This is a genomic window from Halosimplex carlsbadense 2-9-1 (assembly GCF_000337455.1).
Lineage (GTDB): Archaea > Halobacteriota > Halobacteria > Halobacteriales > Haloarculaceae > Halosimplex > Halosimplex carlsbadense.
This window is the reverse complement of sequence record NZ_AOIU01000049.1, coordinates 21,994-41,071: the sequence shown is the minus strand read 5'-3', so window position 1 is coordinate 41,071 and position 19,078 is coordinate 21,994. Positions and strand designations below refer to the sequence as shown.

The window sequence follows — 19,078 nt, the reverse complement described above, 5'->3', positions numbered from 1 at the left end:
AGACCCATGCTCCGGACGCTTTGGTCAGCAAACGGTGCTGTCTCGCGATCGAGGAACCAGCAGTCAATACGAGCAGCCGCTCTCCCTCGTGCAACTCGCAGGTTGAACGGGACCAAGTCAGGAATGTCAGAAGTAAATGAACGACCCGACAGCCACGCTGCACTCCCTCAATACGATAGTTTCGGCCTCGACTCTGGTTGTCAGATGCCACTGGAGCCGTCCTGGAGTGGGCTAGACGTCCGAATCCAGAAAAAAGAGGCGGAAGGTTCTCACGCGGGTCACATGACCGAACTGTGGTTTCAGCTTCACACCGAGGGAGGTAACCATGTCTAGCTACGATCCAGACGACTCTACGCCACCACGACAAGACGAGGAATGGGACAACATTCGGCTTCCCGAGAGTGAGGGTCAACAGCGCGTGATTACCCCCGCTCGAATCGGGGAGTACATCGGATTCGAGCAGTGTCCGCGCTATTTTAAACACTCCGTACAGGAGATTGAGTCTTCCCGTTACCACGATGGCGACGACTTTCAGGAATCTTTTCAGCCGCTCAATATCCTCCTGACGAAGGCTGGGGAAGAGTTTGAAGAACGTGTTTGTGACGAAATCCTCTCCTCAGAGGACGCGCTCGTCGACCTCGCGAGAGACGCTGAAAACTTCGCACCAGATGACGATGCGATCATAGAAGTCCTGAGAACGGCATGCGAGGAACCGGCAGCCCCGGACGAGCCAACTGTACTTTATCAGGCTAGCTTCGTGGATAATATCGGCGACTGGCATGTCGCCGGTGACGCGGACCTCATTCTTGTCTGGTCGACTCCGGATGGCGCAAAAGCACGCGTACTCGACGTCAAGAGTGCGCAGGAGGAGAAGTCCTACCACCAAATTCAGGCCGCGACCTACGTTGACTTGTTGAGGAGGCTCATCGACGAGTCTCAGAGACTAAATGAGGATGCCATTACTTGCGAAGGAGGGATCATCACTCGGGCAGATTCATACACGCCGCCTTCTCCAGAGAACGTCCCCCGTTTCGACGTAGAACCTAGAATCATCGATGTTCGTCGACTGCTAGCGCCGGACGGAGAGCTTGACAAACTCGCCGACAAACCGTTTGAGGATGTTCCGTACCAGCTCAATGATAAATGTGCCAATTGTGCGTACAACGAGAGCTGTCTCACAGATGCTTACGAGGACGGCCACCTGAGGCTCTTGGGACTATCGCCGGCCCAGCAAGCAACGCTTGAGGAGCACGGAATCGAGACGGTCGACGACCTTGCAGATATCGCCAGGCCGCCTGATCCCGAAGACTGGTATCCAACGGAGTACAGAAGTCCCACTTTTGAAAGAGAAGAGTACCGTGAGTTGAAGGCTACCCCAGGAATTGGAGAGGAGTTCCCCACGCTCCTCTACCGAGCGAAGGCAATGGCCGATTACTTGGACCCAGATGGGGGAGAGATCATCGGTCGATTCGTCCCGTGGATTCCCAGTACGGGACGATGCCCACTCCCAGAAGATGAACCCCCCGAAGACACGAATATAGCTCACGACTGGCTTCACGGTTCCATGGTCCGGGTGTATCTGAACATCCAGGTAGACCATCTCCGAGATCGGTTACTTCAGTTGAGCGCTCGCGTATCTGCTACGGCGAGTGAAGCGGAGGCACAGCGTATTTCCGTCGTTTCACAGGGTGCGCCCGACGGTGCCTCTCAATCACAGGCTGCTGAAAAAGAATTGCTTGAGACGTTCATAACGCGCCTCTATGACGCCATTCGGGCAATAAGCGAGGGAATCGAATTTTCTGGGATTGATCAGTCAGATCCCCCTCTCCACTTCTATCTCTATACGGGAATGGAGCGGACCGCTTTAGAAGACGCTTTTGACCGACATACGACCCCGGTCATTAATTCGTTCCAGTCCATGCTCGAAGGATCACCTGGACACGATAGCCCGATGGTGTCTCGACTACGTCCTTCAGTAGATACGCACACCGCTATCCCCGCTCCTTCTCCGGGACTGCTCCCAGCGTACGACCACCTCTCTCCTGTTTCGGATGACGTATTTCGCAAATCGAGAGATAGCGAGGAATGGTCATACACCCCCGATAGTACGGACGAAGCCGAGTCGATCCACCTGCGGTCGGTCTTCAGTTACCGTCTGTTCGATTATAGCGTCACGGGCGAGAAGCGGTCTGATCCGGGGGTTAAGATTGACCCGACAGAACGAGACTTCATTCACGGGATCCCTACGAGAGTCCGCTATGGAGCAGAGATCCCACTTGGATACCTCTGGTCTGCTGTCGGGCGTATCGATGATGAGTGGGTTGAAGAAGTAAAATCGAAATACGACATCGCTGGGCGTGAATTGGCTCGATACCGATACCACGATATTCGAACCAAGGACCGGGAAATTGACTCCGAAGATATTCGAGCCCTTGGCCGACACTTCTGCGATGCCTTGGAACACGTTGAGCGTTCTCTAAACAGTCGTGACGCGGTACTCAACAAGGATCCGTATCCGATGGGACGATTGGCCGTCGATGCCTACTCACCACCATCACTCGCAGCAGCTTGTCACCGGTATCTTTGGATAGAACATACAGCCCAACGAAAGGAAGAGTATGACCACTATCGAAAGCTTCCGACTCAGCGGATGTTGTCCGGAAAATCGATCCCCGTTTCGATCAACAAAGTCGAAGAGAAGAACAGTCGCACGCTTCACGTCGAAGGAGTAGTTCGATTTGATCTGCCGTTTCTCAGGAACGAAGAAGAAATCCGACGCGCGTGTCGTCAAAAGGGGAGTGAGGGGTCTTCGAGCGGGTCTTGGATGGTGGCGAATCCCTACGACTTCGGTCGATTGGATACCGAGACGACACAGCCATACGAAATTGAATCGGGCGTTCAGGTAACGCTGGAAACCTTAGATCTGGATAGTAGAGCCATCTCCTTCGATGCACACAACTTCTACGGCGAGGGCGACGATTTCGGACGGACACACGATAAATGGACTACTGAAGAAAAATACGACACGTCAGACAGTAATCAGACCTACTTCGCTAATGGTGAACAGGTCATTCTTGACCCGCAAACGGACGATATCACAGCTGGACGAGCCAAAGCTGCATTAGATCATGCGGACACAAACGAACTTCATGAGGTGCTAGAAGCTGTTCGGTTTGGAAACGAGCTTTCGCCCAAAGCCAGCGGTATCAGCGATAATGGGTTGGATACGTTCGCGGACTGGCTCTCTGAGTCGTTTGGTCCTGACTCACTCCCGAGTGATGAGCAGCGAGCATTCATTACGGAGGGCACTGCACAAATCGTCGGTCTCCAGGGGCCTCCTGGAACGGGGAAGACTGCCGGCGCGTTCGCACCGGGATTGTGCGCGCGGATGTATGCCGCAGCTGCCAATGACGCTCACTTCGCCGGGCTCGTGACTGCCCCCTCGAATACCGCGATAGACGAGCTCCTCGAGGACGTAGCGGAGACGATGGCCGACGCGGAACAGGCGACTGGGAAGGATACCTCGCAGCTCAAAGCGTCGCTCGAGAATGCTCATCTCGTCCGCATCGCCAACGATGAGCCAGAAAATGCGCCAGAAAACGTCACTTACATCGACTACAACGATTCGGATGATGCAGAGAAATTGGAACAACTTCGAGAGTGGGTGACCTCCGGCGGCAGTGCTTCAAGCGAAACAGGCTCGGGTGGACAGTCAAGACTGAGTAACTTCGGTGCTGTCGCAAACGACGATAGTGACGCCGACGAGTCCGTACAAACGCTCGTATTCGCTACACCGGGGCGTGCATGGCGTCTAGTGAGCAAGTTATGTCCTGACTCTGAAGACGAGGAAACTGCTGATCAAGAGTACTGGGATGTGCTTGCCGCCGACGAAGCCTCGATGCTCACGCTCCCTAATTTCCTTCTAGCAGGAAGCGCACTCGCGCCGGGAGGGCAAGTATTGGTCGGGGGCGACCACCGGCAACTCCCGCCTGTACAGAAGCACGACTGGGATGATGAGTCCCGACGGGACATCCGTGCGACCGTTCCCTATCTGTCTGCTCTCGATTATCTTCGTCTTCTACGCGGGGAAGACGACGTCTTGGATGAGGAGCGGCAGAGTGAGTGGGAGCACGAACATCGGGCGTCCACCGAGACCACCGGCATTCCTTTCTTCCGATTGTCCAGAACCTACCGATTTGGGTCGACAACGGCGGACCTGGCTCGACAGACCGTGTACAAAGCGGACGGCATTGACTACGAATCGGGACGGGAATCGGCACCCGTGGAAGTCTCTGATGTCGACTTACCGAGACCAGTGGATGCTATCCTGGGAGATGCGTCTGTGACACTGGTTACGTACCACAGTGATGAGCATTTCCAGCAGTGGAACCCAATCGAAGCAGCACTAGCGACGAGGATCCTCGAGGGGCGCAATCATACCACGTCTGCAGGAGTCGTCACACCACACAATGCACAACGGAGTAGGGTGACAGCCCTACTCGAAGATGCGAAACCCACCAACGAGGACAAGAGCGAGATCGCGGTAGAGACAGTAAATCGCTTCCAGGGAGGCGAGCAAGACCTAATGATCGTGAGTGCGACCGTTTCTGATCCTCAGTATATCTCTAAAGAGAGCGACTTCTTGCTAAGTCAGAACCGGGTCAACGTATCACTTACCCGCCATCGCGATAAGCTAGTAATCATCGCCCCAGAAACGCTCTTGGGCTATATTCCAGCAGATCCCGACCTCTACGATGAAACGCTCATCTGGAAAGAGATCGGGATAGGTAGTGGTGAAGCCCCTACAAACCGTGGTCAAAATCCAATATGGGACGGGACGCTCAGTGAAATTCTCAGTACAGAGCTACCGTCGTCTATCGATGAAGATCCGCAAATCTGTGTCTACACGTATGAAAACGCTCAATGAGGATGGAAGACCCCGCCCAATCATGATTCCCTCCTAGTCCGGTGTAATCAGACTATCGGGAAGCAAAATCCCGAATCCGTCGAGCTCCCAGGCCAAAGAATCCGTATAGCAATATACAGTTTATAAGTGGCGATTTGAGGTTCTCAAGGCCTCAAAATGGCGATTTCTTCCGAATAGTGGCATCACCACTGTACTTTGTCTTAGAACACAAAGACACAGTAAGTATTAGTGGATGGCCGCCGTCTCCGCATCCGAACCGATGACGACCGCCGAGACCGGGGGTTCAGGAGCCGAGACCGGCATCGAGGTCGCGATCGACGCGCGACTCGCCAGCCTCGACTCCGGGAACTACCGCACGAACAACAGACTCGTCCTGAGTACCTTCGCTGAGTTCCTGGAGAACCACCGCGGCGTGACGACCCTCGAAGGGCTGGACATCCTTGACTGTCGCCGATACGCCCAGTGGCTCCGCGAGCGCGTCCACGACGACGATGACGACCTCTCGGCGGCTTCCGCGCACGCGAACGGCCCGTACTTCACCATCGTCCGGGCCTTCTTGGGCTGGTGCGTCGACGACGAACGCCTCGATTCCAACCCAGCCCGTCCAAACCGAGTGAAACAGGAACTCCCTGAACCCCACGGCGATCACGACCGCCAGTTCTGGTCCGCCGAGGCCCGCGAAGCACTGCTTGATTTCGTGAACGAACGGGCACACGCCGCACTCGACGAATCAGCCGACGTACGAGAGCGAGCCTTTCGGGACAGAGCGATCGTGACGATGCTCGCCCTCACCGGCGCTCGCGGCGCCGAACTGTTCAACGACCCGCGCGACGAACACCGTGACGGACTCCAGTGGAGCGATGTCGACCTCAACCGTGGCGTCGCCGAGGTCTTCGGGAAGACCCGCGAACAGCAGCCCATTCCCCTGACCGACCAAGTTGTCGATAGCCTGAAGCGGTACCGAACTGTTCTCAACCCCCCGACCGTGGACTGGCCGGTGTTTCCGACTCGCCACCACCCTTCACTCGCGGACGCCGTCGAAACCGGGCTTAAACAGCGTGGCTGGGATACAGATGACATCGAGTCTGTCTTGGACGAGGCTACATCTATGGAACTCCTCCGAGAGCACGAGATCGCGCCACCGGCGCTTTCGAAGAACGGCGCCCGTTCCATGATGAAGCGGCTCTGTGAGGCTGCTGAGCTCCATATCGACGGCGAGTATTTGAAGCCGCACGGAGGGCGCAGAGGTTTCGGCAGTGATCTCTACGCCCAGGACGCCGAGCTGGCACAGGAAACGCTTCGACACGAGTCCATCGAGACCACACACGAGTCCTACCGCGAACAGAACGTCATTGAGCGCCGCAAACGTCTAGAGCAATTACTAGACGAGTGAACTGCCTCGGGGTCAAGCCCCGCGACACTCGGCCTGCTCCACTTGTAGATACAGTACCGGATATATTCCAGCACAATCCGTACCAGAGACATAATCCAGATTGTACGGATAATCCAGGTTGTCCACATAATCCGCATAATTTGCATTGTCCATAACTTCCACGTAATCCGTATTATCCGGACAATCCACCACGCCAATCTTCCCCAGGCAATCCAGAGTATTCGGAGAACATGGGTTATGCGTCTTCTAGAGGCTTATCCATCCAATATAAATTACTCGTATTATTCTAATTATCCACACAGCATGTATAATCAATATAATACAGAGTATCCAAATTATCCATATTATCCATATTATCCAGACAAGTCGAGTCCCTTCGTCTGACAAGGCTTTATTGGCAAAGACGTACCAGATGGATAGTGAAGGTAAGATGGATAACCCGGATAATCCATCTGAGCCGGATAATCCATGACATTTCGAGTGACAATCGCGATGCAGAAGGGCGGCGTCGGAAAATCGACGACGACGATCAATATCGCCGGTGCGCTGAGCGATCGAGGTCACGACGTGCTCGTCGTCGATGCCGACCCGCAGGGGGGCGCGACGCTTAAGATGGGCTTGAGGGACGAATATCGTAGTTCAGAGCATGCCCTCTTCGACATACTCAGTGATATGGGCCAGCTCACGTACGATGACCTGGATCAACTCATCGTAGAAACCGATGAATTCGACATCATTCCATCCCACCTGAAGAACTTCAACCTCGAGAAGTACCTCTACTCCGAAGCGGGGGGCCACGAGGCCCTAAGGAAGGCAGTAGACCGGCTGGATACAGAATACGATCTCATCTTAATCGATAGCCCACCTAACCTGGGGCCGCTATCAGATGGTGCGCTCATAGCAAGCGAGAATGTCCTCTTCCCCAGTCACCCGAACACGATTGCAAGGGACAGTCTTGAGATCCTCTTTGACGAGATCGAGACGATCGAGACGAAATTCGACCAGTACGACATAAAAACGATGGGCGCCGTATTGAACGAAGTGCCGTCCCAAGGGAACGTCGCACGCGAGGTAGAAGACTGGTTCTTCGAAACTTTCGGTGAGGACTACGTGTTCAAAGTCCCCGAGAGAGACGTTGTCGAGCACGCGATCGAATTCCGAACATCCATCTTCCAATATGATCCCGATGAAGCGGGCTACCCGTGGGACGAAGACGCTCAGAAAGACGTCATGGCGTCCTACAATCGCATTGCGAACTACCTGGAGGAGTTCCTATGAGCGGCGAAGACAACCCGATGATGGACCGGTTCGACCCGCCGGATCCGGACGACCCAGATTCTGAGGAGGAGTCGCCAGAAGAACAAGTGGATGAGCCAGATAATACGGACAAGTCGGATAATACGGATAATCCTGCAGAGGCGAGCCAATCGGAACAAGCTGACAAGACCGGTGATTCCGAGGGATCGAATGAGGACACCCGTCGAAATCGACCACATACAGCCCTCTATGTCAGCGAAAAACTCGTTGACAGAGTTGAGGAGCGATTCAACAAGATCAACGGCCAGCTGATGATAGATGGCGAGGAGCCCCTTGAGAAACACAAGCACTTCTACGAAGGTCTTCTCAAAGCAGGGCTCGAGAACGACGATCTCGAAGAAATCGTCCTAGACCAGCGCGACGGGTAACGTCGAAGTTCTAATTGTTGTCGGACAGGCCGCAGTATTGGAGTATGAGTTCGAGACATTAGAAGAGCCATCGCATTCGGATTGCGAGACTTGTCACAACGGCCATGAATATTGAACGCTGGTAAATGATGGGCTGATCTTCAGGGTGTATTTCCCGCAACGACCTTGACTGTGTTTTGACATTTAGTGATAGATGGGTGGAAATAATCCATCTGAAAACGAGTATCCAATTATGGAGTGAGAATGGGAGGCCAAAGGCTAAGTGAGTCATAATCTTATGGAATACCCGAACTGGCTACACGGCCCGGTAAGGGCACTCACATGCGATAGTGACAGCTGTCACTTCAAAGCCATTGGAGGGGGTTACGTGTACGCACTTTTGGAGGAGTGCAAGCACGCCATGTGGGTGCCCCGGAAAGCGGTGTATCCATGTTCACTATACCGACACGAATAGCGAAGGCCCTCCCTCAGTCTACGACTTCTCAGAAGAGTTATGTTCCATGTTCAGTTCCTAGAGTAGAGCAACTAAGAACTCGAAATCCAGCTGCGCCTTGCCGAGACGAAGTCGTCCATATTGGCGAGAGAGTAAGGCATTGAGGACCTGTAGTTTAACAGTTGCTGCCTGAGCAGTTCAGATAGCCTGGATACCTCCACCAGATAATTCGTTTTTCCGTTTGCCGCTCATCGTCTCGGGAAGCTTTCCATCTGGTCGGGGTACGAGCCCGGCGAGGATATCTGTACGAACCCTCCGATAATGCTTACAGCCGCCGACATCGACCGAATCTGGGCAGGAACATTCTTTCTCAAGGACATCCACCATGTAAACGCCGCCAGACTCGGAGCGTACTTCGTAGATACCTCCTTGCTTGTACAGCGCGACGTCCATTTCCTGTGACTGTGCACGCTCTTCTCGTCTCCTAGAGTCGTTCTTGAGCCACGCAGAATCTAAACGATCGCGTGATTGGTCAGCCCGAGGAGATCCCCCGGGTAAACGTTCCACGTCTCTCGAATCAGTACCTGAGCATTCTTCATCGTCAGCGCCACTCTTTCCGTTTGCCGTCTGTAAATCGGAGATCCGGTTTGAAAGTTCACGGACGACTGCTGGTCGATCCCGATGGTCGCGCTCGTACTCTAGATAGCGTTCGAGGGTTTCCACCTGGCTCAGCATCTGGATTGCTGGCGTGATTACGCAGAGTGACGTTGCGGCGAGGAGTTTTTCGGGCGGTAGATCCTCCAAGACCGATTGATCGTATGCCATTAGCTGTCAGAAAGAGATGCCTGCCTCGCGAATTGATGGTGACCGAGACGCCCCCATTCGACGAGATATTCACACGCCTCCTCGATGACTGTGCGAATCGCGGTGTTCGTTGAGCAACCGGCGGGGCACTCTATGAGATGGACGAGCTCGAGGCTGTCCTCCAACCGAACGGCTGGATGAGCTTCGTAGAGTTCGACCAGCACCTCGCGCACCAGTGTCTCACGATCTGGGTCTGGACCTAGGGACTCAAGGACGATTGCGCTCAGATGCTGTACGCGACGGACGTCGGCTACGGCAGCCTCCATCTCCATCCCCGAAAGTGTCTCAATCGGGTGTGAGGCTGCTGTATCGGTATTCATGTGTAGAACCCTCGCCGTTCTCGGGGGAGACAAACCGGCGGGAATCAGCCATCTCCTACGCTACTACTATGATGACTACGTTCATACCGTAGCGTAGGAAGAACAATGACCACTGATGACTCGGACTCTACGGGTGACATGCCACCTGAGCCCCCGGAAGATCTCGCAAACTGGGTCGTTGAGCCGCTCCAAGCGCAGAACGTCGGGGCGTTAGACCAGATCATCGCCTACTGTGAAGAGCTGATCGAGTACAAGACAAGACCGGTCGCCGAAGGTGGAGACGACTCAGAAGGAACAACTGTCGAGAAGAAACCACAGAAAGACCAGTCTCCAGAAGAACGGCGCGAAGCACAAGAAGAGGTCGAGCAGTTATCGAAAGAGGATATGAAAGAGCTCAGCGACGAAGAATTGCGGAGGTATGGGACCGTCGAGATTAGAAAAATCCCCTGCGGGCCGGGGTGTGATGGTTGCCCCCATGGACCTTATCGCTACCTGAAGATGAGAAACAGCAAGGGGACTCCCGTCTCAGTATACGCGGGGAAAGCGTAGAACTCGTATAGTAGACTCATTCTATAGTCTCCTCACTACAGACAGACTGAAGAGATGGTTCAGTAATCTCCGTTCCCCACAGACCCTCTTGATACTCCACATAGTCCCGCTCGGACTTTGAGCGATATGCGAATGTTCGGCCGTCCTCGTATGAAACAACGGTAGCGTGTTCAAGAGGTGTGCTTTCATCGTTCTCGTAATCGACGCGCTCTTCCCACTCCGATGGTCCAAGAATCGGGTCTGGGTCATTGATATCCGCTCCGTTCACTGCGAAGACGGGGTCGTCGGGCACGCGAACCGCAGGCCCGTGCCGACCGATAGGCGTAGATCCAGTAGGAGGCCAGACACCGCGCTCTTTCCAGAAAGCCCGTATCTCTCGAAGGCTCCGGCGAACAGTACTACGAACTGAGAGATGGTCTGCAGGTTTCCACCCGTCCCGCGACCAATACTCGCCGAGATACGCTATCTTATGAGCGCCGTTCCAGTCGAGGCCGACAATATCTGCGGACGGGTCGCCTACGAGGGTCGGTTGGGTGAGCTGCTGAATGACCTCCCACTGTTTGGTCGGACTAGCCCCGAGGAGATGAACGCGCTGACCGCGCCAGTCGGCGTAATCGGAGAAGTCCTCAGCCAGTATATCTGAATACCCCATCGAGTACCCCAAGACGAGTGGCGTCCCTGGAACCTCAGCGGTCGCGATGACCTCGATCGCCTCGAGACACTTCGGGACGATGATGAGCGTCGCCGATGGATAATCCACCTTGAGGTCCAGTGCAGCATCGACATACCGTTCTGCATCCCGGCCGGTTTCTGCATCCCCGATCACACCGATATCTGGCTCCAGCGACCGGAAACAAGAAAGATACCGCCCAAGGTCAGGTCGCTTAAAATCATTGTCGAGCATAGAGAGGGGAACGCTGACGTTCGGCAAGCCGTCCGTTTGAAGCCGACAGTCTTCTCGTACACCAGTCGTGAACCCCAGATCGTGTGCTTCAGTTGCAAACGGATGGCGCGAGAGGAAGGCAACGTAGTTCGCTTGTCGAGCACTCTCGATAGATGAGGAGACAGTATCCGACCTTTCGAGATCTCCACCCTTCTGAGCCAAGTCCCAGTGATGTTGTCTATCCCGGCTTTCTGGAGAAGATAGACCCTCCGGGCGCTCACCGAAAGCGAAGAGATCACTTTGGACGTACGGTTCAAATGCCTCTGTCTCAGAACTCGCCATAGTGTTGGAAGGGTCGACGATGGTCAGCTGCGGCGCACAGGCTCGCAGTGTTAGAACTCTACTCTGGTGAGGGGAGAACCGTTCTGCCACCTACTGTTCCGTCTGTCCAAGATTTTCCGGAGTCCGGTCCGCCAACACTAGATCGTCATAGGACCGGAATTCCTCACAGGCAACACAGAATAGCCCGTTCTTCTGAATGTCGTCACCAACGATTTCTCCCATCTTACAGCCTTCTTCAAACGGCTCGCTATCCGGCAAGCGATGGACCGTCCCGTATTGTACCTGATGGACTATCCAAGAGAACCGTTCACCGCTACAGGTCCCACAGACGAGTAACTGAGCAGACTGGGTCTCCGCCTTCACCAAGAGTCACCTCCTGAGCAAGGGGCGGCAATGCCACTCGATGACGTTATATCTGCTACTGTGCTGGTACAGTGGAGCAGAGGCAGCGCCATGAGGTCGATGGTTCGTTCGGTTACAGACGTGAAGCGGAGCATTTCTCTTCTCCTCCGCCTTCTCGAGGAGCAACAAATCAAGCGAGGTCAGCGGAGAAGCCCAGACTACTGGGCCGGACGGTTCATTCCGTCGCTTCGTAGGGATCCGGCCCGTATCTGTCCGTCCGACATCTACGACAAGACCAGATGAAGAAGGTGACAGCATCGGCCTCAGAATAGAGATCAGTGGGGTTTCCTTCGGGGTGGTTTCCGTCGACAGTGTCTGGAGTAAGCCGGTGATCAGCGCAATATTCGTGAATCAGTGGTTTCGTACACACGTCGCAATAGAGACGCTCGCGCTCATCTTTCGAAACGTCGAGGGAGGTCTGAGAGGTTTTGCGAACTGCTTTGAAACCGACTGCGGGAACCAGCCAGAGTTCCTCTTCTCCACGCCCCATATCTGTAACTGAGCAATCCGCTTCATCGCTCGGAGCAAGATATTCAGCCAGGAGAGGGACTAGTTGAGTTCGGTCGTGAATTGCAGTCCCCTCTTCACTGAAGAGATACGCCCGCTCAGCCGGACCGTCGACGGAGGCCTCCGCTCCATCGGTCCATGATGTCCGCTCTCTGGCCTGCGTGAACAGCTGGAGGCCCGTCTTGGCGGCAACTGGTACTGCATCTGGGAGAGCTCCCCACCTACGAGCGTACGGTATGAGCTCTCGGCGGCTGAGGTTGTGAACAAGCTCGAATGTTTCACCCTCAAAGTCGCTCGGAAAGCTACCACTCGTATCGCGCCGGTGTAAACCTCGGGTTCCACGGACGATTGCTTCGAACCGAGAAGAGGCAGGTACTATTGCGAAGATCAATCGATCGACGAGCGAATCGAGACTTCCTACGTCGTTTCCAGATGCCTGATCGTTCGGCCCAGTGGGATCTGGACGATCTGAAGTCGAACAAACAGCACATTCAGCTCGGTCACTCGAGAGAGTGACTCCACAAGTGGTACACCCTACGTTGTGGCGCTGGCTATCTTCTGGCGACGGGGGATCATAGAAGTCTCCAAACCCATCATCCAGTGGATGGACCTCGTCGACCTCGTCGTTTGAGGTCCCGTTGTGGTCGGGAAAGATCCCGGCGTCGCAATCGTCGGGATCGTAGAATGGATTATATCTGCGTTCGTCGTCGGTAGTCATTGAAGAGACTCGCACTGGGTTGACCACCATCCTATTTAAGTGACTTCGAGGGAGAGAACGCAGAATAGTTTCCGAATTGGCCTAACCAGTCGATAGATTGTGATTAGTGCTCCTGCTCGTCGGTTCGATCCAGCTGTCACCGATGGTCGAACAGGAAACGATCACTCGCTTGCTCACCGTCGAGCGTTCGCTGGTCAGCATCCGTACTGGCGAAGAGCATCCCCTGCTGAGAGAGATCTTGAGAGTCCTGACGATCTCCTCCTAATCGTTCGCGAACAGCAGAGGCAGGACGATCGTCGACGAACTCGTCACTCCCGCCTGTTTCGATACGAGGAGTCGGGGCCCTGGTATCGATGTCCACTCCGTGATCGAACAGCGTTGTCTCGAAAGGGGTATCATCGAGTTCGAGGAAGCCGGTCTCGTCGATTGAGGTACGTTCGTCCCCATCATCGTGGGCAGTCCCGGAGTCGGAAAAGACTGCTTGGTGATGCACTGAGAACGAATGGGCGGTACTACTGACTTCTGACTGTTTGTCTTCTTCTGATAGCATGGACTTCGAAGCCGTCGTTTTGGGGAACAGCGACAGACGGGAGGTGAGCAGATCTCTCCCGCATCGTCTCGGGGGATACAAAGCGATAGAGAGCGCGTATACACAGCCCAGCAGGGTATCATAGAACAGTTCACAAGGTTGTTGATTTTCAGGGTTTTCGAGGATGAATCACCTGCTCAGTACGTCTGCGAACTGAGTAAAGTGAATGCTCTTGTATGTTCCTCTCCTTGTTCGACACGATGACAAAACTCGCATTCGTCTGTGTTGGCAACGCCGGTCGGAGTCAGATGGCAACTGCCTTCGCCGAACGGAAGCGTGACAAGCTGGGACTGGACATCGAGATCATCACCGGTGGCGTTGACCCGGCTGACAGCGTCCACGAGGAAGTCATCGAAGCGATGCAGGAGATCGGTATCGACATCAGTGACCGTACGCCCCGTGCGATCACCCCCGAGGATATCGAGGACGTAGACCACGTCGTAACAATGGGTTGCTCAGTCGAACAGTTCCGCCCTGATGACTGGAGCGGTGACAGCACCACGTGGGAGTTATCGTCGTCCGATACCCGTGACCAGCGGGACGAACTCGACCGTCGCGTCAAGCAGTTCTTCGACGACCTTCAACAGCGCGACCAAGTGTAGGAACGACCCGAAACGACCGAGTTGCTAATCTACTTCCGTACCGCTTGACTACGAGCGCGTGTGCGGAGTGTGTTCCCCTCACGCGATCGTACCGACCTCGACTTTGCCTGGAACGAGGTGACGGGCGCGATTGGCGATTCGGTGACAGTCCTGCCGATCGTGGTCGCCGTCGCAGTCTTGACCGACCTTTCGCTGGCAGTCATGCTCATCTGGTTCGGTGTCTTCCAGGTCGTGTGGGGACTGTACTACGGCGTTCCCATCTCCATCGAGCCGATGAAGGCGCTGGCCGCTCTGGTCATCGCGGGGTCGATCACGACCGGTGAACTCCTCCTCGGAGGCCTGCTGGTGAGCGCCGTCCTGCTTGTCATCGGGCAAACCCACACCCTCGACCGGTTCGGACAGTACATCCACGATTCCGTGGTCAGGGGTATTCAGTTCGGGGTCGCCCTCGTATTGCTGGAGACCGGGGTTCGTCTCGGGCTTGCCGACCCTCAATTAGCAGCTCTCGCTGGCGGTGTGGCCGTGCTATTGATCGCAGCTGGTTACTGGAACCTTAGTGCGCTTGTCGTTCTCGCCCTTGGGGGAGGGATCGCTATCTTCCAGACGGGACTCCCATCACCTGCGCTTCCGCCGATCAAGGGCCTTCAGCAAATACATTCACTCACGCTCACGCTCGGGGCAGTCGAAGGAGCAATCGGGCAGCTGGCGATGACAGTCGGCAATGCGGCGCTAGTGGCGTCGGTCCTGCTTAACGATTACTTCGACCGTGATATCTCCCCCGACGAACTCTCGACGAGTATGGGGGTGATGAATCTCGTGGCAATCCCCTTCGGCGCGTTGCCGATGTGTCACGGGAGCGGTGGTATCGCCGGGAAATACGCCTTCGGCGCACGGACGGCAACAGCAAACATCATTCTCGGAGTCGGCTATGTTGGGGTCGCGCTGCTAGCTGTCGGGCTGGTTGCCGTCTACCCGACAGCAATGCTCGGGGTCATCCTGATGCTGATCGCCGTTCAGCTCGGATGGACGAGCATCAACCAGACCGACGGGATTCTCTTGGTCGTTGGTATTGGCGTTATCGGTCTCGTCGTCAACCTCGCAGTCGCGTTCGTCGTCGGTGTCAGCATCTCGCTGGCTGCCAGCCGCTGGTCGCCGATGACGGGATAAAGGACAGGCGTAAGAGAGCATTGCCTCAAACCCGAGAAGTGAACCTCCTCGTAGCGGCGTGAGCGACGCGGCACTGACTCACCGTATTGAATCCCGCGAAAACTTGAGAAAGATTCGAAATAAGTACTCGACTCAGACGTGAGAGATTGCCTGAACACAGGCGTGATCGGCATACGCTACCGGAGCTCAATTGAATCGAAATGGCGTCAGCAAATTAATTTTCGCACCCATCAAGGCGTAGAGGCCACAGTATTATTCGGTTCGGCGACGGACAGCAAATATGAGCGTCTATGAGACGGACCTCCCCGGAGTCGGACGCAAGTTTGACCTCGAACTAGCTGATGACAGTCTCGCGTCGGTCGTTATCCATCACGACGGTCGGTGTGAACTCTACAAACGCGCCAGCCGAGACGCGAACGGCGAGAAACTCCTCAACCTCACCGGCGAAGAGGCGAACAAACTCGGGTCGATTCTTGAGGGGGCGTACTTCGAGTCAGTAAACGTAGACGAGTTAACCGTTCCGCTCGGCGACGCTATCATCGAATGGATCGAGATACCTGCAGACTCCCCTCTCGCCGGGACGACGCTCCAAGAGAGCGAAATAAAACGCCGGACTGGCACGACGATAATCGCTATCCAGCGAGGAACCGAAACGACCCCGAATCCGGCTGCTGATTTCGAACTCAGCGAGGAAGATATCCTCGTCGCCATCGGGACACGTGAGGAACACGCCACATTGACTGACCTGGTTTCAGGCGATTCCTGACCGCGTCGTCAGTCGGTGTGATACAGACGTGCGATGCGCTCGATGAGGTGGGCGTTTCGCATGAGGATTGTTCCGAGAATACTCGTGAGCAGGACGTATCCGACGGTGAATGCCGGGATCGTCTCACGGAGCGCTTCGCTGGTTCCGGCAGTAACGAGAAACGCTGCGATCACCAGTGAAAACTCCCCACGTGGGACGAGCGCACTCGACATTTTCGACGCCTGTTGGACCGTGAGGCCGAAACTCCGACCGGCGAAATATCCACTCACGATCTGTCCAGCTACCGTGACTGCGACCGCAACGAGAACGAACCCTGCGACAGAGAGGACTAGTCGGGGATCGGTCTGGAGGCCGATAACGAAAAAGAAGACGGCCGCAAAGAAGTCACGACTCGGTGCGAGCAGCGATTCGATACGCTTGACGTGCGAGGTTTGCCCGAACGCCAAGCCAACCAGGAACGCAACGATTGCGTCACTGACGCCAGCAGCAAAGCCCAATCCGGCGACAAGCGCCGTGACGCCAAGGACGCCGAGGAGAAACAGTTCGCTCGACTGAATATCGAACGCGCGGTCAAGCCACTCCCCACCGTAGTAGGCGAACAGCGTCAGGACGACGAGGACGACTGCTGCCTGTCCGAGTGTCCGACCAAGTGAGGCGATGTCAGCGGCACCGATGAGGACTGCTGAGAGGATCGCAAAGACGGCGGCAGTGAGAATGTCTTCGATGACGATCACGCCGAGGATCGCTTCGCTCTCCGGATTGACGATCCATTCCAGATCAAGAAGCGATTTGGCGATGATGACCGTCGAGGAGTTGAACGTGATAAGACCGATGAACAGCGATTCGAGGAGGGGGAACCCGAAGAGCAGTCCGACCAAGATACCGAGGGGGAAACTGACACTGACGTCGATCGCACCGGCACGAAGGAACTGCGACCGCTTCTGAATCAGCGACGTCAAACTCAATTCCAGGCCCACGAAAAACAGCAGAAAGATCACACCAAGATCGGCCAACAAACGGATGAATTCCGTCGATTCGACTACCGTGAAAGAGACCCCGCCGGGCGAGGGAGCGAACGGGCCGATAAGAATCCCAACGATAATGTACGCCGGAATGACTGACTGGCCGATTCGAACGGCGATCAGTCCCCCGATAGCAAGGATGGTGAGAAAGATTCCAGCCGAGAGTATGAGACTCGTCGGGGCCACAGATACGACACCTCTCTCTGAGTGGATTATTGTTCCGATGGGAGAGTCATTTCCAGTAGACCTTCAGGATCGAGAGAGCAGGGTATCGAGTTCCTGATGTGCGTCGTCTTCACCGACGACGACTATGACGTCATCCGCCAATAATTGCGTTTCTGGCGTCGGGTTGGCTATGATTTGGTCAGCGCGTTCGATGGCGAGAATTGAGATCCCCGTCCGCGTTCGGATGCCCACGTCGCCGATAGTCTGTCCGACAACGGGTGAGTCATCCGGGATAGCCACCCATTTGACACGAGCCCCGGAGAGTGCGTCGTCGAGGTCATCAGCGACGGGCTCGAAGAAGACTCCCTCGAAAATCTCTGCGAGTTTCTGTGCGTCACGCTCGCCTGCTGTGAATAGTTCCTCGCTGTCGCCATCCGGATCGTCTCGCCAGAACACTTTCCGTGAGCCGTCGTTGTGAACGACGATGGTGAACGTCCCTCCGTCGGGAAACGAGACCTGATATCGACGTCCGACGCCGGGTAACTGTGTCTCGAAAACCTTCATAGTCGTAATGGACCGAGCAGCGTAATTACAGTTCGGTAGCTCTAATCACGAAGTTGGTAATATGATTACCTACCACTAATCAGTTGTCTGGCTCGACTTGTCTGGACGCTGAGGTACGGACTGGTTTGTCCATGTTTTTCGGCATCCCGGTTTGGAAGGACGATCAAGTTGCCGTCCCCGGCACTGATACGCGTCTTTCGGAGGTCGATGACATCAGCCTATGAATGGATCCGCTTGATGATCATCTATCTGGTCTTGAGTCTAGACGTGATGTCTGCACTAATACTATAAGAGCCAGTCCGCCACCACAGATAGCATACTATCGCGAGGGCGGCCGGGATTTGGAGTCCTGCCTGTATGAGTCCGGTCTGAGATATAAGCCAGTCAGGTCCAGTGGTAGAGAGGGAAATAACGGCGAATGATGGATCAGCTGCGGTCGGAAAGACGTACGCAGAAACAAAATTGAACCCAGCGTGGATGCCGATTGGGAGGGCGAGCTGTCCCGAAAGAAGATACGCGAGGCCCAGAAAGAGCCCGGCACTCAGGAAATGGAGACCATTGGCGAGCTCAGGTGCTGGATGTGTGAGTGCGAATAGAAGCGCGGACAAACCCAATGCAGTGGCGATCGTCACGGGCTGGGACAGCCATCGAAAATCAAGTCCTTCGATAGCGTTTGAGAGTATGTACCCCCGAAAGACGAGTTCTTCAACGACCGCGATGCCCACTGTAATAACGATAGCAAACCCGAGATCTCGAAGATAAGTGGCTGTTGGAGTGTAAACTATTTCACCAACCGTTATCCAGCCACCAAGGAGTCCGAGTACAGTTGCTACTGTCGGGATTGCGCTCCCAATTATGAGACCAACAAGTGCGTCAACTCCCCACCGCCTGTTAATTTCGAGTCCAAAGGAGCGAATGGGACGTTTGTCGACGTAGGTTGCTGCCCCAAATAGGAGCCCAATCACACAGACAGTGAGTATCGTGCGAAGCAAAGCAGACCGAAAGAGGGTGTCGCCAGATGGCGCCACGAGGACCGGAATCGAGATGAAGATAATGGTGTAGGCTATCAAGAAGATATATATCCGAAGAAACGCCCGCAGTCGCTGCTCTCGCTTGTTCCATGCGAGTACGCGAAGACGCCGGAGATATTCGCGGAGGTACGAGTGCACTCTGGATCCTT

16 protein-coding genes and 1 pseudogene are annotated in these 19,078 nt (G+C 55.1%); 9 read left to right on the top strand and 8 right to left on the bottom strand.

All coding sequences use genetic code 11. The annotated features are described in order from the left end of the window. The first annotated feature begins 325 nt into the window (after positions 1 to 325). The 4 genes from C475_RS22695 (at position 326) to C475_RS23605 (ending at position 8,005) form a co-directional block, all read left to right on the top strand. The gene (locus C475_RS22695) at positions 326 to 4,927 is read left to right on the top strand and encodes an AAA domain-containing protein (RefSeq protein ID WP_082223405.1); all 4,602 of its coding nucleotides are present in this window, start codon (positions 326 to 328) and stop codon (positions 4,925 to 4,927) included. A 259-nt stretch (positions 4,928 to 5,186) separates the two neighbouring features. Continuing rightward, positions 5,187 to 6,320: a tyrosine-type recombinase/integrase gene (locus C475_RS21785; RefSeq protein ID WP_049931234.1), complete on the top strand. Its 1,134-nt coding sequence runs from the start codon at positions 5,187 to 5,189 to the stop codon at positions 6,318 to 6,320. 492 nt (positions 6,321 to 6,812) lie between these two features. Then, positions 6,813 to 7,598: a ParA family protein gene (locus C475_RS21780; RefSeq protein ID WP_006886083.1), complete on the top strand. Its 786-nt coding sequence runs from the start codon at positions 6,813 to 6,815 to the stop codon at positions 7,596 to 7,598. After that, positions 7,595 to 8,005: a hypothetical protein gene (locus C475_RS23605; protein WP_152436588.1), complete on the top strand. Its 411-nt coding sequence runs from the start codon at positions 7,595 to 7,597 to the stop codon at positions 8,003 to 8,005. Before C475_RS21780 ends, C475_RS23605 begins: the two co-directional genes overlap by 4 nt. A gap of 631 nt (positions 8,006 to 8,636) precedes the next feature. Here the strand turns inward: C475_RS23605 and C475_RS23600 are convergent. Next, complete coding sequence (locus C475_RS23600; protein WP_152436587.1) at positions 8,637 to 9,263, bottom strand: hypothetical protein; 627 nt, start codon at positions 9,261 to 9,263, stop codon at positions 8,637 to 8,639. Continuing rightward, positions 9,263 to 9,622, bottom strand: a complete 360-nt coding sequence (locus C475_RS23595; RefSeq protein ID WP_152436586.1) for a hypothetical protein — start codon at positions 9,620 to 9,622, stop codon at positions 9,263 to 9,265. Before C475_RS23595 ends, C475_RS23600 begins: the two co-directional genes overlap by 1 nt. A 105-nt stretch (positions 9,623 to 9,727) precedes the next feature. On the opposite strand from C475_RS23595, the gene C475_RS23590 reads away from it, so the two are divergent. Next, positions 9,728 to 10,171 carry a hypothetical protein gene (locus C475_RS23590; RefSeq protein ID WP_152436585.1) on the top strand — a complete coding sequence of 148 codons (444 nt, stop codon included), beginning with the start codon at positions 9,728 to 9,730 and terminating at the stop codon, positions 10,169 to 10,171. Between the two features lie 16 nt (positions 10,172 to 10,187). Here the strand turns inward: C475_RS23590 and C475_RS21770 are convergent, their stop codons facing one another. From C475_RS21770 to C475_RS23580, 3 genes are all read right to left on the bottom strand, one after another. Continuing rightward, a complete protein-coding gene (locus C475_RS21770; protein ID WP_338034244.1) occupies positions 10,188 to 11,486 on the bottom strand; it encodes a DUF6610 family protein in 1,299 nt (432 codons plus the stop codon). A gap of 487 nt (positions 11,487 to 11,973) precedes the next feature. Next, complete coding sequence (locus C475_RS23585) at positions 11,974 to 13,023, bottom strand: hypothetical protein (RefSeq protein WP_152436584.1); 1,050 nt, start codon at positions 13,021 to 13,023, stop codon at positions 11,974 to 11,976. Positions 13,024 to 13,159: 136 nt separating this feature from the next. Beyond that, complete coding sequence (locus tag C475_RS23580; RefSeq protein WP_152436583.1) at positions 13,160 to 13,573, bottom strand: hypothetical protein; 414 nt, start codon at positions 13,571 to 13,573, stop codon at positions 13,160 to 13,162. Positions 13,574 to 13,788: 215 nt separating this feature from the next. Between C475_RS23580 and C475_RS21765 the strand changes: the two genes are divergently transcribed. The 4 genes and pseudogenes from C475_RS21765 (at position 13,789) to C475_RS21755 (ending at position 16,147) form a co-directional block, all read left to right on the top strand. After that, positions 13,789 to 14,214: an arsenate-mycothiol transferase ArsC gene (locus C475_RS21765; RefSeq protein WP_006886082.1), complete on the top strand. Its 426-nt coding sequence runs from the start codon at positions 13,789 to 13,791 to the stop codon at positions 14,212 to 14,214. 69 nt (positions 14,215 to 14,283) lie between these two features. Then, positions 14,284 to 15,381 carry a putative sulfate/molybdate transporter gene (locus C475_RS21760; protein ID WP_006886081.1) on the top strand — a complete coding sequence of 366 codons (1,098 nt, stop codon included), beginning with the start codon at positions 14,284 to 14,286 and terminating at the stop codon, positions 15,379 to 15,381. 19 nt (positions 15,382 to 15,400) lie between these two features. Then, positions 15,401 to 15,675 (top strand): annotated as a pseudogene (locus C475_RS25470) (DUF7386 family protein). Beyond that, a complete protein-coding gene (locus C475_RS21755; RefSeq protein ID WP_006886080.1) occupies positions 15,662 to 16,147 on the top strand; it encodes a cation:proton antiporter regulatory subunit in 486 nt (161 codons plus the stop codon). The pseudogene C475_RS25470 and the gene C475_RS21755 overlap by 14 nt, the downstream one beginning before the upstream one ends. 8 nt (positions 16,148 to 16,155) lie before the next feature. Here C475_RS21755 and C475_RS21750 read toward each other — a convergent pair whose 3' ends face one another. The 3 genes from C475_RS21750 to C475_RS22685 all read right to left on the bottom strand — a co-directional run bounded on the left by C475_RS21750 (position 16,156) and on the right by C475_RS22685 (position 19,067). Next, the gene (locus tag C475_RS21750; RefSeq protein ID WP_006886079.1) at positions 16,156 to 17,355 is read right to left on the bottom strand and encodes a cation:proton antiporter; all 1,200 of its coding nucleotides are present in this window, start codon (positions 17,353 to 17,355) and stop codon (positions 16,156 to 16,158) included. A 63-nt stretch (positions 17,356 to 17,418) separates the two neighbouring features. Further along, positions 17,419 to 17,898 (bottom strand): cation:proton antiporter regulatory subunit, encoded by a 480-nt coding sequence (locus tag C475_RS21745; RefSeq protein WP_006886078.1) that lies wholly within the window; start codon positions 17,896 to 17,898, stop codon positions 17,419 to 17,421. Between the two features lie 245 nt (positions 17,899 to 18,143). Then, positions 18,144 to 19,067, bottom strand: a complete 924-nt coding sequence (locus tag C475_RS22685; protein ID WP_161625240.1) for a CPBP family intramembrane glutamic endopeptidase — start codon at positions 19,065 to 19,067, stop codon at positions 18,144 to 18,146. Positions 19,068 to 19,078: the final 11 nt, after the last annotated feature.

Excerpts from the sequence above, each read along its gene's own strand:
- C475_RS21780 (WP_006886083.1), top strand. The coding sequence starts at position 6,813 with ATGCAGAAGGGCGGCGTCGGAAAATCGACGACGACGATCAATATCGCC.
- C475_RS21765 (WP_006886082.1), top strand. The coding sequence starts at position 13,789 with ATGTTCCTCTCCTTGTTCGACACGATGACAAAACTCGCATTCGTCTGT.
- C475_RS23595 (WP_152436586.1), bottom strand. The coding sequence starts at position 9,622 with ATGAATACCGATACAGCAGCCTCACACCCGATTGAGACACTTTCGGGG.
- C475_RS23600 (WP_152436587.1), bottom strand. The coding sequence starts at position 9,263 with ATGGCATACGATCAATCGGTCTTGGAGGATCTACCGCCCGAAAAACTC.
- C475_RS21745 (WP_006886078.1), bottom strand. The coding sequence starts at position 17,898 with ATGAAGGTTTTCGAGACACAGTTACCCGGCGTCGGACGTCGATATCAG.
- C475_RS21755 (WP_006886080.1), top strand. The coding sequence starts at position 15,662 with ATGAGCGTCTATGAGACGGACCTCCCCGGAGTCGGACGCAAGTTTGAC.
- C475_RS23580 (WP_152436583.1), bottom strand. The coding sequence starts at position 13,573 with ATGCTATCAGAAGAAGACAAACAGTCAGAAGTCAGTAGTACCGCCCAT.
- C475_RS23585 (WP_152436584.1), bottom strand. The coding sequence starts at position 13,023 with ATGACTACCGACGACGAACGCAGATATAATCCATTCTACGATCCCGAC.
- C475_RS21785 (WP_049931234.1), top strand. The coding sequence starts at position 5,187 with ATGACGACCGCCGAGACCGGGGGTTCAGGAGCCGAGACCGGCATCGAG.
- C475_RS23590 (WP_152436585.1), top strand. The coding sequence starts at position 9,728 with ATGACCACTGATGACTCGGACTCTACGGGTGACATGCCACCTGAGCCC.
- C475_RS23605 (WP_152436588.1), top strand. The coding sequence starts at position 7,595 with ATGAGCGGCGAAGACAACCCGATGATGGACCGGTTCGACCCGCCGGAT.
- C475_RS22695 (WP_082223405.1), top strand. The coding sequence starts at position 326 with ATGTCTAGCTACGATCCAGACGACTCTACGCCACCACGACAAGACGAG.